The 15,584-nt window shown below is 71.8% G+C and carries 8 protein-coding genes and 1 pseudogene; 2 read left to right on the top strand and 7 right to left on the bottom strand.

Annotation, left to right across the window (positions count from 1 at the left end):
* Positions 1–8: 8 nt before the first annotated feature.
* The 4 genes and pseudogenes from D6270_RS16345 to D6270_RS16330 all read right to left on the bottom strand — a co-directional run bounded on the left by D6270_RS16345 (position 9) and on the right by D6270_RS16330 (position 3,985).
* Positions 9–431, bottom strand: a complete 423-nt coding sequence (locus tag D6270_RS16345; protein ID WP_109164748.1) for a universal stress protein — start codon at positions 429–431, stop codon at positions 9–11.
* 151 nt (positions 432–582) lie between these two features.
* A complete protein-coding gene (locus D6270_RS16340; RefSeq protein WP_109167409.1) occupies positions 583–1,242 on the bottom strand; it encodes an FMN reductase in 660 nt (219 codons plus the stop codon).
* A 5-nt stretch (positions 1,243–1,247) separates the two neighbouring features.
* Positions 1,248–2,393 carry an LLM class flavin-dependent oxidoreductase gene (locus tag D6270_RS16335; RefSeq protein ID WP_109164749.1) on the bottom strand — a complete coding sequence of 382 codons (1,146 nt, stop codon included), beginning with the start codon at positions 2,391–2,393 and terminating at the stop codon, positions 1,248–1,250.
* Positions 2,394–2,529: 136 nt separating this feature from the next.
* Positions 2,530–3,985: pseudogene (locus D6270_RS16330) on the bottom strand (alkyl/aryl-sulfatase).
* Positions 3,986–4,143: 158 nt separating this feature from the next.
* Between D6270_RS16330 and D6270_RS33135 the strand changes: the two are divergent.
* Positions 4,144–4,290: a DUF6126 family protein gene (locus tag D6270_RS33135; protein WP_202418689.1), complete on the top strand. Its 147-nt coding sequence runs from the start codon at positions 4,144–4,146 to the stop codon at positions 4,288–4,290.
* A 239-nt stretch (positions 4,291–4,529) separates the two neighbouring features.
* Positions 4,530–5,582 carry a tryptophan--tRNA ligase gene (gene trpS / locus D6270_RS16325; RefSeq protein WP_109167410.1) on the top strand — a complete coding sequence of 351 codons (1,053 nt, stop codon included), beginning with the start codon at positions 4,530–4,532 and terminating at the stop codon, positions 5,580–5,582.
* Positions 5,583–5,672: 90 nt separating this feature from the next.
* Here the strand turns inward: trpS and D6270_RS16320 are convergent, their stop codons facing one another.
* The 3 genes from D6270_RS16320 to D6270_RS16310 form a co-directional block, all read right to left on the bottom strand.
* Entirely contained in the window at positions 5,673–7,682 is a 2,010-nt protein-coding gene (locus tag D6270_RS16320) for an NAD-binding protein (protein ID WP_109164750.1), read from the bottom strand.
* Positions 7,683–7,712: 30 nt separating this feature from the next.
* Positions 7,713–12,893: a DNA repair ATPase gene (locus D6270_RS16315; RefSeq protein WP_109164751.1), complete on the bottom strand. Its 5,181-nt coding sequence runs from the start codon at positions 12,891–12,893 to the stop codon at positions 7,713–7,715.
* Between the two features lie 315 nt (positions 12,894–13,208).
* Positions 13,209–15,335, bottom strand: a complete 2,127-nt coding sequence (locus D6270_RS16310; protein ID WP_109164752.1) for a hypothetical protein — start codon at positions 15,333–15,335, stop codon at positions 13,209–13,211.
* Between the last annotated feature and the right edge of the window lie 249 nt (positions 15,336–15,584).

Here is a 15,584-nt window from a genome sequence, read left to right as displayed (position 1 = left end):
GGGGTCCCTCAGTCGCGCACCACCGTGACCGGGCACGGCGAGTGCTGCGCGACGTGGAGGCTGACCGAGCCGAGCAGCGTCGCCTTGAGACCGCTGCGGCCACGGGCGCCCACGACGAGCAGGTTGGCGCCCCTGGCGCGGTCCAGCAGCGACTGGGCGGGGTTGCCGATGACCACGATCTTGCTGATCGCGGCCGCTCCTTCGGCGCCGAGCGCCTCCTCCAGCGCCTCGTTGAGGGAGACGGTGGCCAGCTCCTGCGGGTCGAAGTCCGCCGGCAGGCCCGGCATCATCGAGGCCCAGCTGGTCGCGGGATACTCCCAGCTGTTCACGGCCTCCACGGTGTCACCGGTCAGCTCGGCCTGGCGTACGGCCCAGTGCAGTGCCTTGATCGAGGGATCGGACCCGTCCACACCCACGACGATCCTGCCCATATGTGCCTCCAGCTCGGTCCGGATCGGAACGGATGCGTCACCGCATCCGCCCTCACTGTAATCAAACCGGACAATAGGGCGGGGTCGGGTGGGCCCGGACCGGACCCACCCGGTTCAGCCCAGCCGCAGGCACGCGGGCCCGCAGCCGGGCTCAGTCCACCCGCAGGTCCGCGAGCTGCTGCTCGAAGGGGACGACCGCGTCCTCCCCGTCGTCCAGGCCCGGCGTCCGGGAGGCCCCGGAGACCGTGCGGCCCAGGACCGCCGAGGCCAGCTCGCCGCCCGCGCGGCGGATCCGGGACGGCAGGCCCTCGGTGTACTCGTCGCCGGAGGAGCCCCAGTCCTCGGAGGCGGCGTAGACGGACGTCGGTACGGTGACGGCCCGCAGATAGGCGAAGAGCGGGCGCAGCGCGTGCTCCAGGACCAGCGAGTGGCGGGCCGTACCGCCCGTCGCGGCGATCACGACGGGCTTGCCGGTCAGCGCCGTGTGGTCGACCAGGTCGAAGAACGACTTGAACAGACCGCTGTACGAGGCGGTGAACACCGGTGTCACGGCGATCAGCCCGTCCGCCTCCGTCACCGCGTCGATCGCCTCCCGCAGCTTGGCCGACGGGAACCCGCTGACCAGGTGGTGGGCGATGTCCACGGCGAGGTCGCGGAGTTCGACCACGTGGACCTCGACATTCCGGTCCTGCTCGGCAGCGAGGCGCTCGCGGGTGGCGGCGGCCAGCCGGTCGGCCAGCAGCCGGGTGGAGGACGGCTGGCTGAGCCCGGCCGATACGGCCACGACGCGCAGGGGAGCGGTGGTGAACACGGAGGTCATGCCCCCTTCTTCTCGGGTGTACGGGAGGTCTTCTCGGGCGCACGGGAGCTCGTCCCGGAGGTCCGGGAGGTGCGGGCGGCGGCGACCGCCGGGTGGACGGGCGCGGATTCCGGCACACCGGCCGGCCGCAGGTTGGCGAACTCCTTGCGCAGCACGGGCACGACTTCCTCGCCGAGGATGTCCAACTGCTCCAGGACCGTCTTCAGCGGGAGTCCCGCGTGGTCCATCAGGAACAGCTGCCGCTGGTAGTCGCCGACCGCGTCCCGGAAGGTCAGCGTCCGCTCGATGACCTCCTGCGGGGAGCCCACCGTCAGCGGGGTCTCGCGGGTGAACTCCTCCAGGGACGGGCCGTGGCCGTAGACCGGCGCGTTGTCGAAGTACGGGCGGAACTCCCGTACCGCGTCCTGCGAGTTCTTCCGCATGAACACCTGGCCGCCGAGCCCGACGATGGCCTGTTCGGCGGTGCCGTGACCGTAGTGGGCGTAACGCCGCCGGTACAGCGAGACCATCTTCTTCGTGTGCTCCATCGGCCAGAAGATGTTGTTGTGGAAGAACCCGTCCCCGTAGTACGCGGCCTGTTCCGCGATCTCGGGGGAGCGGATGGAGCCGTGCCAGACGAACGGCGGGACGCCGTCCAGCGGGCGCGGGGTGGCGGTGAAGGACTGGAGCGGCGTACGGAACTTGCCCTCCCAGTCCACGACGTCCTCGCGCCACAGCTGGTGCAGCAGGGCGTAGTTCTCGATGGCCATCGGGATGCCCTGGCGGATGTCCTTGCCGAACCACGGGTAGACCGGGCCGGTGTTGCCACGGCCCATCATCAGGTCGACGCGGCCGTCCGCGAGGTGCTGGAGGGTGGCGTAGTCCTCGGCGATCTTCACTGGGTCGTTGGTGGTGATCAGGGTGGTGGACGTGGACAGGATCAGGTTCTCGGTGCGGGCGGCGATGTAGCCGAGCGTCGTCGTCGGGGAGGACGGGACGAACGGCGGGTTGTGGTGCTCGCCGGTCGCGAAGACGTCCAGGCCGACCTCCTCGGCCTTCCGCGCGATGGCCAGGGTCGCCTTGATCCGCTCGTTCTCGGTGGGCGTCCGGCCGGTGGTCGGGTCGGTGGTGACGTCTCCGACGGTGAAGATCCCGAACTGCATGGCGTCCGCCTCCTGAGGGTCGCGGGGTGATCCGAAAGTGGTCGGACCAGAGTTGGTTGAACGTTGAACTACACCCTACAACGGGACGCCCCCGCGACCTATTCCCTTCCGCCGACCACCCCTCTGAACAGGAATTTCACCCTTCACGGGCCACCTCAGGCGTGGCGTCACGGGCCACCTGGGGCGTCACGATGGGGAACGACCTGTCCGGTTCCACGAGTACGGCGAACAGGTCGCCGAGCAGGGACGTGTCACCGCTCCTCTCGATCCCGTCGAAGCCGCCGCCCGCCAGCACGGAGAGCAGCTGTGGCTTGGTGAGGGTCAGGGTCAGCCCCGCCGGGGCCCCGGAGCCGGACGGATCGACCGTGCGGTGGGTGAGGGCCCCGTTGTGCAGCGTGAGCCGGTGCCGGGCGGGAGCGGCGGGGCTGTCTGTCACGACGAGGTCGATCACCAGCTCCGTGTCCCAGGCGCGCGGCCCGTCGACCCGTACGGCGAGCGAGTCGACGAGCTGCTCCACGGTCAGCGCCATCGCCATCTCGGGGTTCGCGGCGTCCAGCTCGGTGGTGCCCGCGCCCTCGTCGAGTTCCTTGGCGCCCATCAGATAGAAGTTGCGCCAGGGCCCGTTCTCCGCGCCGTGCCCCAGCCGCCGGTAGACCCTCCCGGCCCCAGGTGGGCCAGTGGTGTGACGCGAAGGCGACGTCCGTCGCGTCGCCGAACAGGTCGACGGCCTCGTCGAGATAGCGCGACCAGATCCGCGCGTCGCGGACGACGGCCCCGCGCAGGGTCACGATGTTGTGCATGTTGTGCGTCGCGTTCTCGGCCAGGCAGAGCGCGCGGCGGTCCGGGAAGAGGAAGTTCATCTCGGCCGGCGCCTCGGTGCCCGGGGTGAGCTGGAAGACGATCCGTACGCCGTCGAGTACCTCCTCCTGGCCCGTGTGCGTGATGTCCACGGTCGGCGGGATCAGCGTCATCGTGCCGGTGGAGGTGGTCATGCCGAGCCCGGCGCCGATCTGTCCGTCGGGGGCCTTGGCGAGCCGGTCGCCGTACATGTACATGGCCCGCCGCGTCATGGCGTTGCCCGCGTAGACGTTCTCGCTGACCGCGTGCTCCAGGAAGCCGGCGGGGGCGAGCACCGGAACGCCGTCCTCCGTCCCGCGCGGCAGCACCCCGCGCGCGCCGCCGAAGTGGTCGCCGTGGGAGTGGGTGTAGATCAGCGCCGTGACGGGCCGGTCGCCGCGGTGGCCCCGGTAGAGCGCGAGCGCGGCGGCGGCGGTCTCGGCCGAGATCAGTGGGTCGATGACGATGATCCCGCGCTCGCCCTCGACGACGGTCATGTTCGACAGATCGAGTCCACGCACCTGGTAGATGCCCTCGGTGACCTCGTACAGCCCCTGCCGCGCACAGAGCTGGGCCTGCCGCCAGAGGCTCGGGTGGGCGGTGTCCGGGCACGCTGCGTCGAGGAAGGCGTAACCGTCGTTGTCCCAGATCACCCGGCCGTCGTCCGAGGTGATCACGGCGGGGTTGAGGGCGGTGACGAACCCGCGGTCGGCGTTCGTGAAGTCGGTCGTGTCGTCGAACGGAAGGTGGCTCATGAAATCTCAGTAGAGCCGAAGGCGCTGACCGGTGCATGTCGTCACATTCCGCCGGTACGGGCGGGGGTCCGGCGTACGCTGTCGGGGCCGTTCCGCGCGGTGCCGGGCACGGATCGGTACCGGCCGGGACGTGCGGGGGAGGGGGAGGGACGCGGATCATGAGCGAGAGAGACAGCGGCAGCGACAGCGAGAGCTGGAAGGCGCGGGGCGTCGCCCTGCGCGTCTTCGTCTACATCTTCGCGACGCACCTCTTCGCGGGCTTCATCTGGATCCTCTTCTACGTGGGCGGGCACGCGGACAAATAGCCGCCGCGTGAGCCCATGGTGGATACACTGACCATATGAACTCCGTACCGTGCCGAAACTGGTGGCGCTCCTCCTAGGAGCGGCCGCAGCATCTGTCTGCACGGAAATCAGGGCCGTTCACCATGGACGGCCCTTTTCGCTGCCTTCTTCCGAGCGCGATGTACGGGAACGGGGCACCGCACGCCCCCACCGCCCGGGCCGTCCTCCACGCACCCACCACCCGCGAGGAGACCCCCGCCATGACCGCGACCGTGACCACCGCCCCCGCCGAACTCCGCAGCGCCGGCCTGGAGCATCGCATCGCCCAGGACCCCGGCCGCTTCCGGGTCCTTACCGGCGACCGCCCCACCGGCCCCCTCCACCTCGGCCACTACTTCGGCACCCTGCGCAACCGGGTCCGCCTCCAGGACCTCGGCGTCGACGTCATGATCCTCATCCCCGACTACCAGGTCCTCACCGACCGGGACACCGCCGAGCGACTGGGGGAGTACACCGACGGGCTGCTCCTCGATCATCTGGCCCTCGGTATCGACCCCGCCCGGTCCACCGTCTTCAACCACAGCGCCGTCCCCGCGCTCAACCAGCTCCTGCTGCCCTTCCTGAGCCTCGTCTCGGTCGCGGAGCTGAGCCGGAACCCCACGGTCAAGGACGAGATCGCGCACTCCCGGCAGTCGGCGGTCAGCGGGCTGATGCTCACCTACCCGGTCCACCAGGCGGCCGACATCCTCTCCTGCAAGGGCAACGTGGTCCCGGTCGGCCAGGACCAGCTGCCCCACCTCGAACTCACCCGGACCATCGCCCGCCGCTTCAACGAGCGGTACGGGAACCTCTTCCCGGAACCCGACGCCCTGCTCTCCGCCGCGCCCCTCCTCCTCGGCACCGACGGCACCAAGATGAGCAAGAGCCGCGCCAACTCCATCCCCCTCGGCGCCACCGCCGACGAGACGGCCCGCCTGATCAAGGGCGCGACCACGGACGCCGACCGGCACATCACCTACGACCCCGACACCCGCCCCGGCGTCTCCTCCCTGGTCCTGCTGGCCGCGCTCTGCCTGGAGCGGGACCCGCACGAGGTGGCGGCGGAGATCGGCAGCGGCGGAGCTGCCGCCCTCAAGCGGACGGTGACCGACGCGGTCAACAGCCACCTGGCGCCCTACCGGGCCCGGCGGGCGGCGTACACGGCGGACCTCACGTACGTACGGTCCGTCCTGCGCACCGGCAACGAGCGGGCGAACGCGCTCGCGGAGACCACGCTGGAGGAGGTACGGGAGGCGATGAGCACGTTCAGGTAGGCACATGCGCAAGCCCTCACGAGGTGACGGGCCCGCTCCGGCAGGCGCCCGGCCCCGGAAACGGACCTTGCCCCACCGAACCGTCCGCCTCTACTGCCTCGGCAGCACCGACCGCTGCCGTCGCAGCAACTCCGCCAGTCCCCGCCGGGTGGCCGCGATCACCACCCGGTCCTGGGCGCGCAGCACATACCCGGGGTGCAGGTCCCAGACCAGGCCGGAGGGCGGCGGGGTGCCGCCTTCCGGGGGGTACGGGGGGAGTGCGGCGAGGTCCGGGTTGCGGTCGGCGGGCGGGGTCGCGTCGATGGCCAAGACCCGCCACGCGCCCGCCCGGAACGCCTGCTCCACCGTGCGCCCCTCCAGCTGCGGATGGCCCGCGACCTCCAGGGCGGCGAAGAGCATCACCTTCCGCTCCACCGGGACCGCGCCGATGATCTGACGGCCCATCATGGCGACCGCGAAGGAGGGCGCGGCCAGGTGGGAGACGGACCGCGAGCGGGTCAGGGCCTGGGGGTGCGCGGTGCGCAGGGTGCGGTAGACGGCGGTGGCGAACTCGTCGTCGTACAGCCGCAACGCCACCCTCAGGTCCGGCTTCACCGAGCGCGCGTACAGCGTCGCCTCCAGGTTCGTCGTGTCGATGCTGGTGAGCGCGAGGAGGGCGTGGGCGCGGCGGATCTTGGCCGCTTCCAGGACGCCTTCCTGCGTCACATCGCCGATGACGGTCGGCACGTGCATGGAGCGGGCCAGCGGGATGCCCCGCGCCTCGGGGTCCTCCTCCACGACGACCACCGGTATGTCCAGCTCGCGGAGGCGTACGAGGACGCGCGTACCGATCTTGCCGAGTCCGAGCAGCACCACATGCCCGGACAGACCGCGCGGCGGGCGGCGCAGCGAGGAGGCGGTGCGCAGGGTGCCGAACGCCTCCAGGACGGCGGCGATCAGCAGCGGGAGCAGGAGGATTCCGGCGACCCCGGAGAAGATCTGGATGATCTTCCGGGCCGTCGTGCCGTCCTCCGACGGGTCGTTCATGCTCAGCAGGTCCAGCAGGATGAGGTAGGCGGAGTGCAGCAGGCTGTCCTCGGTGGTGAGGACCGAGACGACCACCAGGGCGACCGCGGCCAGCACGAACCCTAAGGCGGACCAGCGCAGCCGCCGGGAGAAGATCTTGGCGAGCGGGGCGCCCCGGCCGCCCATCCGGGTCGCGGGACGGTCCGGGCCCGCCTGGCTGATCGCCTCCAGGACGACGGTCCCGCGCCCTTCGGCCGCGGCCACGGACTCCTCGTCGGGCAGGAGCTGGGGCGCCTCGTCGCCGCTGGTCTCCGAACCCTCCGCCCCTGCCGGGTCGTTGGTGGTGGAGGAGAGCAGCGCGAGCGTGCACAGGCCCGGGTCGGACGTCTGGCCGGGGCGCGGCGGCGGGCGTTCGGCGGCGCGCAGGAGCAGCCCCTCGGCCTGGACGACCTTGCTGCTGCCGGTGAGCGCGGTGGCGGCGAGGGCGGGGGCCGCCGTGTCGGCGTCGGACAGGACGGTGGTGGAGGCGTCCAGGGTGGCCGGGTCGATGCCGGGCATGGCGACGGCGGCCGCCTGGTCCAGCAGCTCCTCCAGGTGGAGGCCGAGCTTGCGGTTGTAGAGCCGGATCACCAGCCGAAGGCGGGGGTTGAGGCGCCGGGCGGTGAGGGCGGCGCGGATGTTGCGCTCGTCGTCGTCGTAGACGAGGGCGAGGGCGGCCGCCCGGTCGACGCCCGCCTCCTCCAGCACGTCGTCGGAGGGCTCGGGCGCCTCCATGATCCGGACGGCCTCGACTCCGGCGTTGGTGTCGTTGCCGCCCCCGTTCCCCGTGGCTGCGGTGCGGTTCATCGCCGCCGACATCCGCCCGAACAGGGCCGCCGCGCGCCCCCGTTGGGTCAGCGGCGTCTCGGGGCTGTTGGCGTCGCGGCCGGGTGGCAGGAGCAGGGTGACCCGCTCCCCGTAGACGAAGCGCAGCTCCACGGCGAGCCGGCGCGCCAGCGCGTCGTCACCGCAGACGATCATGTGGCCGGTGGGAGAGGGCCGCCCTGGCTGCGGACGTCCTGGCTGCTGAGGAAGTGGGGGCACGAAACCCAGCATGCCGCGCTCCTTCCGGCTCGGTCTTCCTGCTCAGTGTGGAGTGTTTGTGATCTTCGCACGGTGGTTCTGGAGCGCTGGCCGGTTCTGATCCCCAGGAGGCTGGTTCATCGCCCCTTCCTGACTCCGTTCCCCGGGAGGCCGGTTCATGGCCCCCTGCTGACTCGCGGGCCCTGGGGTCTGGTTCACCACGCCCTGCTGACTCGGACTCGGCTGCCCCGCCAGCAGATGGCGTGGGTCCGCCGCCCGCTGGATCGCCGTCTCCACCGCCGCGATCCGGTCCGCGAGCAGCCCCAGCGCGGCCACGGCCCGGGTCATCGGGTCGCCGTCCGGGCCGCCGAGCGCCTGCGTGCGGACGTACGAGGCGGTGATCGCCGCCCACCGCTCGGCCTGCTCGACGGTGAGCGTGCCCCGCAGGGCGCCCAGCTTCAGCAGGTTGGCCTCGGCGCCCGTGGTGAGCGTCTGGGCCTCGCCCGCGTAGTGGTCGCCGACGACGGCGGAGAGCTCGGCACCGTTCATGACGGGCACGATCCGCTCCGCGATCTTGTTCATGTTGCGGTACGAACCCTGGAGCCGGAACGGTGGCTCGGTGCGCGTCGCGTCCGTCTGCGCGGCCGATGCGATGTACGCCGCGTTCACCGCGAGGACGGTGTCACGGGCGGTGAGGAGATGACGCAGTACGGCGAGGATGGCTTCCAACTCGCTCGCCGAGTAGGGGTGTTCCAGGTGTTCGGCGCGGGCCGCCGGATCGCTGCCGCCGGCCAGCCGGACCAGCAGCGCCAGGTCGTCGCGTGAGCGGGCGGCGAGCGGGGCGAGGACCGGGTTGGCGGTCAGCGCGTTCTCCACGAAGCTCAGCGCGAAGACGTCCTCGCGCCCGCTGAGCACCTCGCCCAGGTTCCACACATCGGCCCGGTTGGCCAGCATGTCCGGGATCCGGAACTGCTCGCCGGACTCGGTGTACGGGTTGCCCGCCATGCAGACCGCGAACCGCTTGCCCCGCAGGTCGTAGCTGCGCGGCTCCCCGTCCCGTACGCCCTCGATCCGGCGCGTGGCGTCGCACAACGGAATGAACTTCTGGAGGAGTTCGGGCGAGGTGTGCTGGATGTCGTCCAGATACAGCAGCGTGTTGTTGCCCGCCTCCAGCGCGAAGTTGATCTTCTCGATCTCCTGCCGGGCGGTCGCGCTCGGTGCCTGGGCGGGGTCGAGGGAGGTCACGTCGTGCCCCAGGTTCGGCCCGCTGATCTTGACGAGGACCATCCCGAGCCGGTCGGCGACGTACTCCATCAGCGTCGTCTTCCCGTAGCCGGGCGGTGAGACGAGCAGGAGCAGCCCCTGCGAGTCGGTGCGCCGGTCGGCGTCGGCGGTGCCGAGCTGCTTGGCCAGGCTGTCGCCGATCAGCGGCAGGTACACCTCGTCCAGCAGCCGGTTGCGGACGAACGCCGACATCACGCGCGGCCGGTGGTCGTCCAGCCGCAGCCGCCCGCGCTCGGCGGCCACCAGCGAGGTGCGCAGCCGCTGGTACGCGCGGAAGGCGGGCACGGTCCGCCTTCGGAACTCCCCCGCACGGGCCAGGAGTTCATCGATCCGTACGGTGAGGGCTCCGCCGCCTCCGATGCGCGGGTGGTCCCCGAGGAGGCCCTCCACCCGCTCCGTGAGCGGCGCGTCGCACCCGTACCGCTCCAGCTCCGGGCAGAGCTCGACCGCCACGGCCTCCGCGAGGTCCCCGGGTTCGACGGCGGCGCCGGTGGCCTCCGCGTACGGGGTGAGCCAGCCCTCCACGAGCTGCTTCCGGGCGGCCAGGTCACCGCCGAGAGCGGCGAGGTCGTCCCCGTACGCACCGGGCCCGGCGGCCCGGTGGAACGCGTCCAGGAACGCGCGGATCGAGGACCCCACGACGAACCCGGCGGGCCCGCCGGTCAGCTCCTCGAAGAGGTACGCGGCCACGGCGTCGGGCCGCACGACGTCCCCGGACTCGCCCATGGCGCAGGCCCACTCCTCCTGGAGTACGGCGATGGCCGGGGCAAGGCCGAAGGTGTCACGGGCCCGGGCCAGGGAGACCGCGCGCCGGGTCCAGGAAGCACGCAGCTCCTCCTGCGTCCCGTACGCCCAGAAGAGCTGGGCGGCCGCGCGGACGGCGGGCTCGTGGCGCAGCAGCCCCGCGTCCGTGTGCAGGCGCAGCAGGGCGCGGAGGATGGCGGTGGCGTCCTCGTCGTGGACGCCTCGGGTGTACCCCTCGTCGTACGCTTCGGCAGCCGACTCCCGTACCAGCAGAGCCAGTTCGCTGTCGTCCAGCGCGGCGAGACGGGCGACGCCCCGCTCCTCCAGCAGCCGGGTCGCCAGATACTCGCCCCGGTAGACGGCCGCCGACTCCGAGGGCAGCAGCTGCTCCCAGTACGGGCGGGTCGCCTCGAAGGCCGGGTCGGTGACCGGGGCCCGGTAGTCGGTCCCGGTCAGCGCGAAGGCGAGGCGGTCCCCGGAGGGCACCAGCGTCAGGTCGAACGGCTGGGTGTTGACGGCGAACCGGTGCCGCCCCAGCTTGATGACGGAGCCGCCGTCCGCGTACAGCTCACTGCGGTCCCGCAGCGCCCGCCCGGCCTCCTGGCGGGCCGCCTTGAGTCGCCCGTCCAGCTCCTCCGCCCGTACCGGATCGCCCAGCTCGCGCAACTCGTCGGCGGTCCGCCGAACTTTGGCGACCATCGGGTCGGAGGCGAAGTACGTGTGGACGGCGTCCAGATCCGCGAGCGCGGCCACACGCCGGCCGATGGTCTCCAGCACCCGCTGCGCCGACCCGGCCAGCCGCTCGGCCCGCCGCGCCCGCTCGTCCTGGAGCGTCTGCTTACGGGCCGAGAAGGCGTCGTACACCTCACTCCGCCGCTCGGCCAGCTCGGCGAGGAAGTCGTCGAACTCCGCGAACCGCGACTCCAGGTTCTCCAACTGGAGAAGCAACCGCGCCAGTTGGTCGTCACACGCCTCCGGCGAGTCGGCGGCGGCCAGCGCCCCCGTCACCGCCTGCCCGAGCAGCGCGAACTCGGCGGCGAACTCGGCCCGCCCCTCCTTCGACAGCAGCTCCCGCCGCCGCGCCTCCAGCGTGGCGCGGGCCCGGTTGGCCCCGCCCAGCACCTCCGCGATCCGCTCCAGGATCGACGTACGCACGGTGGCGTCACCGATCTCCAGCCCGGCCACCACATCGGTGACCGTGGCCAGCCCGTCCGTCATGGCGGCGAGCCGGTCGGTGACGGCGGAGGCGTCCCGCACGGTCGCGAGCGCACCCGCATCGGCCACGAGCCCCGAGATGTCCTCGTGGTACCCGTCGAAGGCGTCCTCCCGGGCGAGGAACGACACGGCCCGCTGGGCGGCGGAGTCGATGTCGTCCTCGGTCCGGGCGGACAGCTCCGCGATGCGCTCGGTGTCGGCGTACCGCATCTCGCTGATGGTCGCCAAGTGCCCGTGTGCTTGGCGGAGTTCGGTCAGCCGCTCCACCCACGCGGCGGCCGACCCCGGCACCTCGCCGCGCACGCGGCGAACGAGCGCGGTGATGCGGGTGGAGGTCTCCTCCAGCGCGTCGGCGGCCCGCCGCGTCAGCTCCTGCACGGCGGTGAACTCGGCCAGCACCTGCTGTGCGGTGGTCCGCAACTCCCCCAACGGCTGCGCGAGCGCCCCGAGTTCGGGGTCGGACAGCCAGTGGTAGCGGTCCTGGGCCCGGGCGCAGTCGGCGGCGAGCTGCCCGTACACGGCGGTCGTCGGCGTCATGTCCCGTACGCCATGGGCGAGCGCGAGGCAGTCGGAGATGCCGCGTACGAGGTCGGCGTTGCCGGTCCGGGCGAGCGGCCCGGTCCCGGCCGGGCGGGCGGCGGCGTAGGTCTCGGAGACGTACGGCGTCTGCCAGCGCTGCAACGGGTGCACCCGCGCCGGCCCGTCCGGGTTGTCCCGCAGCAGGATCAACGTTCCGTCGTCCAGAAGGGCGTGGCCACGTCCGGTGAGTGGGGTGGCGACCTCCTGGCGGATCAGGTTGTACGGGAGGAGGAGACTCCGCCCCCCGTCGCGGGAGCGGAAGACGTACAGCACGTCCTCCCCGTTGGGCGAGCGCACCACACCCTCGAAGACCGGCTCGGTCAGCTCCTCCGCCGTGTCGAAGGTCTTCGCGGTGCCGGTGGTGAGGTAGTAGCCGCCGGGGAAGATGATCCCCTGGTCCTCGGGGAGCCGGTGGCAGGCGGGCCCGATGGAGTCGAGGCGCTGGACGGTGGAGAGCAGCGAGTTGAAGACCAGATGCCGCCAGCCCGTCTCCTTGTACGGCCGCACGCGCAGCAGCACCAGCGGTCCGACCTCCGCGTACTCCACGTCCGCGTCGGCCAGCGACTGCAACGGCTCGTCGACGGGCTCCTCGTAGATCCCGTCCGGCGACTCGGTGTCATCGCTCACCTTGACGGTGAGCGTCCCCCCGAGCGTGTCGACGAAGAGCCCGCCGCCCTTGCCGATGGCGATGTGCGGGTGGCGCCCCGGGACGTGGGCGTCGCGCCCGGCGACGGTCCACTCGAAGTCGTGCGAGGGCGGGAAGACGTGATCGCGCTCACCCTGGGCGTCGATGAAGGCCCCGGCCGACCCGTCCGCACCGAGCCCCCACCGGAGCACCCGGATGTCCTCGGCGTTCTCGCCGGTGCGGAAGACGGCGAGCAGCTTCCCGTTGACGCGACGCAGCCGGAGCAGCCGGGCGTCGCGGAAGTATCGGTGGAGGGAGGAGAACTCACGCCGGAAGCCGTCGTCGTCGAGGAGGGTGGGCGTGCGGCCCGGTGCTCCTTCGGCGTCCGGACCCTCGGCATCCGGGCCCTCGGCATCCGGGCCCTCGGCATCCGGGCCCTCGTTGTCCGGGCCCTCGGATTCGGCGTCCTTGACGAGGAGCACGTCGTCGACCCCGGCCTCACCCCGGGCGCCCGGCCCCCGCTCGAAGCCGAAGAGCAGCTGCCCGCCGACGGCGATGAGGTCGCGGGGGACGGAGGCGTGCTCGGTGCGCACCTGCTCGGTGGCCAGCAGCCGCAGCTCGGTCGACCCGAACTCCTCGGTCCGCCGCGCGTTGAGCGCCTCGGCCCGCCGCACGAGCTCCCCGGCCTGCGCGGAGAGCCGCCGCCGCAGCACCTCATAGGCACCGGCATCCACATCGCCCTCCCCGCCCTGCCTGTCCTGCGGCGCGGTGGCGGTGCCGGTGATGTCGCTGTCCATGCGTACGGCTCTCCCTATGTGTTCGTTTCTTGCGACGGGACGGGACGCCCATTCCAGCCCGTCCGGCGCACCCATTCCAGCCCGTCCGGCGTTGAGGCCGGACACCGACGTGTGGGGGCGGGCCGAGGTCCCAGCCCGTCCGGCGTTCGGGGGCGGAACCCCCGGCCCGCTGGGCTCGCCCCCGATGCGCGGGGCGGACCCGGTGAACCCGGCCGGTGAGGCGCCCACCCCCGTGGGGCACCCCACCCGGCCCGGCCCCCGATCAAGGGTTCCGCCCTTGAACGCCGGACGGACTGCGGCAGACAGGAGGCGGAACTACCCGGCCGCCGCCCCGGCCCCGTTCCGGGCCACCACATCACCGGCGGGGGCACCCCGGAGACCACCCACGGAGGACACCGGCAGATCCGCCAGCCCCAACTCCTTCGCCGCCGCCAGCAACTGCTCCACCTGCCCGGACGCCGCCCCCGACGACCCCATCAGCCGCATCAGCAGCGCCGACACCGTCAGGTTCTGCACATCCCCCGTGGAGACCGACCCCAGCACCCGGCTGAGGTCGTCCGTGAAGGACGACGACCCGTCCAGCCACGGCCCCGCCAGCGCCTGCGCGGTCTGTGAGTTGTCCACGAACCCGTCCACCGCCTTGCCGAGCGAGATCGACGAGACGAGCCGGTCGAAGAAGACGGACTCCCCGCCGACGATGTCGATGTCGGCGTTCTCCAGACCCGTCGCCAGGACCGTCGCCTGCGCCTCGGCCACCTGCCGCTGCACTTCGAGCCCGGCCAGCCGGATCTCCTTCTCCGCGTCGAGGCGGAGCCGGTACTCCTCGTGCCCGCGCGACGCCTCGTCCAGCGCCGCCATCGCGGCCGCCTTCTCCGTGAGCCCCGCGGCCTCCGCCTTCAGCTTCTCGCCGATGACCGCCGCGTCCGCCGACGCCTGGGCCTGCGTGCCCTCGGCCTCCGCGAGCGCCTTGAGCCGCGCGCCCTCGGCCTCGGCCTTGAGCCGGGCCGCCGTGGCCTCGGCCTCCGCGAGACCGGCCTTCTCGGTGACGTCGGCCTCCGCGTCGCGGACCTGCACCGCGGCGAGCCCGGGCGCGGCCGTCTCGGCCTGGATGCCCTCCGCCAGCCGCAGCTTGGCCTGCGCGTCGAGGTCGGCCGTCTTGAGCCGCGCCTCGGCGAGCGTGAGCTGCTCGGCCGCGAGGTGCGTGGAGGCCGCCTCCGCCGCCTCGGCCGCCTTGATGTCCTTGACCAGCTTCTCCTGGGCCTCGGCCTCGGCGGCGATGATGACCGACTTACGGGAGCGCTCGGCGTCCTCGACAGCCCGCAGGGTCAGGATCGACTCCTCCTGCTCGGCGACGGTACGGTCCACCGCGATCCGCTCCCGGATGACGTCGGCGACCTCGCGCCGCTCGGCCTCGACCTCCTTCGTGGCGGCGATCCGGTTCAGCTCGGTCTCGCGCTCGCGCCCGATGACCTCCAGCATCCGGTCCTTCTCGATACGCTCGCTCTCGACGGCGATGACGCGCTCGCGGTTCTTCTGCGCGACGGCGATCTCGCGTGCCTGGTTCTCGCGCTGGATGCCGAGCTGCTCCTCGGTCTTGATGAACGCGGTCTGCGCGCCGAGCCGCTCCTCCTCCTGCACCCGTGCGGTGGCCGACTCCTCGCGGGCCCGCAGCACCTCGACCTCGCGGCGCTGCTTGATCTCCGCCTCGGCCTGCCGGCGCTCCAGCTCCAGGATGGTCTCGCGGGCGTCGACGTCCTGCCGGGTGATCTCCTTCTGCTCGGTGCGCTGGAACTCGTTGGTGCGCACGTGCTCGATCGCCGTGAGTTCGGTGATCTTCCGGATGCCCTGGGCATCGAGGATGTTGGAGCCGTCGAGTTGCGCCATCGGGGTCTGCTCGAGGAAGTCGATCGCGGCGTCGTCGAGGTGGTAGCCGTTCAGGTCGGTCCCGATGACCTGGATGATCCGGTCCCGGAACTCCTCGCGCTTGGTGTACAGGTCGACGAAGTCGAGTTGCTTGCCGACGGTCTTGAGGGCTTCGGAGAACTTCGCGGCGAAGAACTCCTGGATGGCGACCCGGTCACTGGCCCGCTCGGTGCCGATGGCCTGGGCGACCTTGATGACGTCCTCGACGGTCTTGTTGACCCGGACGAAGAAGGTGATCTGGATGTCGGCGCGGATGTTGTCCTGGCAGATCAGCCCCTCGCGCCCGGCGCGGTGGATCTCGATCTTCTTCACCGAGATGTCCATCGTCTCGGCCTTGTGGAGCACGGGCAGGACGACGGCACCGGTGAAGGTCACGTCGACCTTCTTGGTCTTGGAGATGATCAGCGCCTTGCCCTGCTCGACCTTGCGGAACAGCCGGGTGATGACGAAGGCGATGGCGACGACGATGAGCAGGACAACGGCGATGAGCACGCCGATGCTCAAGGAGATGGCATCCATAAGAGTCCTTGGCAGCTGGAGGGCAGGAAAGTTGAGGACAGGCGAAGAACGGAGAGGAGGAGAAGGACACACGAGAGGCAGCGAGTGAGGGCCCGCCCACCCCGGGACAACCACGTCCACGGAGGACCCCGGCACCCACCGACAGGCACCGACCGACAGGTATGCACGGACAGGCACTCACCGGCCGGCACACCGGCCGGCCCACCCCGACAGACAGGCACCCACCCGACCACCGGCCACTCGGCCGAC

The sequence above is a fragment of the Streptomyces griseus subsp. griseus genome, from assembly GCF_003610995.1.
Taxonomy (GTDB): Bacteria; Actinomycetota; Actinomycetes; order Streptomycetales; family Streptomycetaceae; genus Streptomyces.
This window is presented reverse-complemented; position numbering and strand designations above follow the sequence as displayed.

Coding starts and splice junctions, on each gene's coding strand:
- D6270_RS16310 (WP_109164752.1), bottom strand. CDS start 15,335: ATGGATGCCATCTCCTTGAGCATCGGCGTGCTCATCGCCGTTGTCCTG.
- D6270_RS16335 (WP_109164749.1), bottom strand. CDS start 2,393: ATGCAGTTCGGGATCTTCACCGTCGGAGACGTCACCACCGACCCGACC.
- trpS (WP_109167410.1), top strand. CDS start 4,530: ATGACCGCGACCGTGACCACCGCCCCCGCCGAACTCCGCAGCGCCGGC.
- D6270_RS33135 (WP_202418689.1), top strand. CDS start 4,144: ATGAGCGAGAGAGACAGCGGCAGCGACAGCGAGAGCTGGAAGGCGCGG.
- D6270_RS16315 (WP_109164751.1), bottom strand. CDS start 12,893: ATGGACAGCGACATCACCGGCACCGCCACCGCGCCGCAGGACAGGCAG.
- D6270_RS16345 (WP_109164748.1), bottom strand. CDS start 431: ATGGGCAGGATCGTCGTGGGTGTGGACGGGTCCGATCCCTCGATCAAG.
- D6270_RS16320 (WP_109164750.1), bottom strand. CDS start 7,682: ATGCTGGGTTTCGTGCCCCCACTTCCTCAGCAGCCAGGACGTCCGCAG.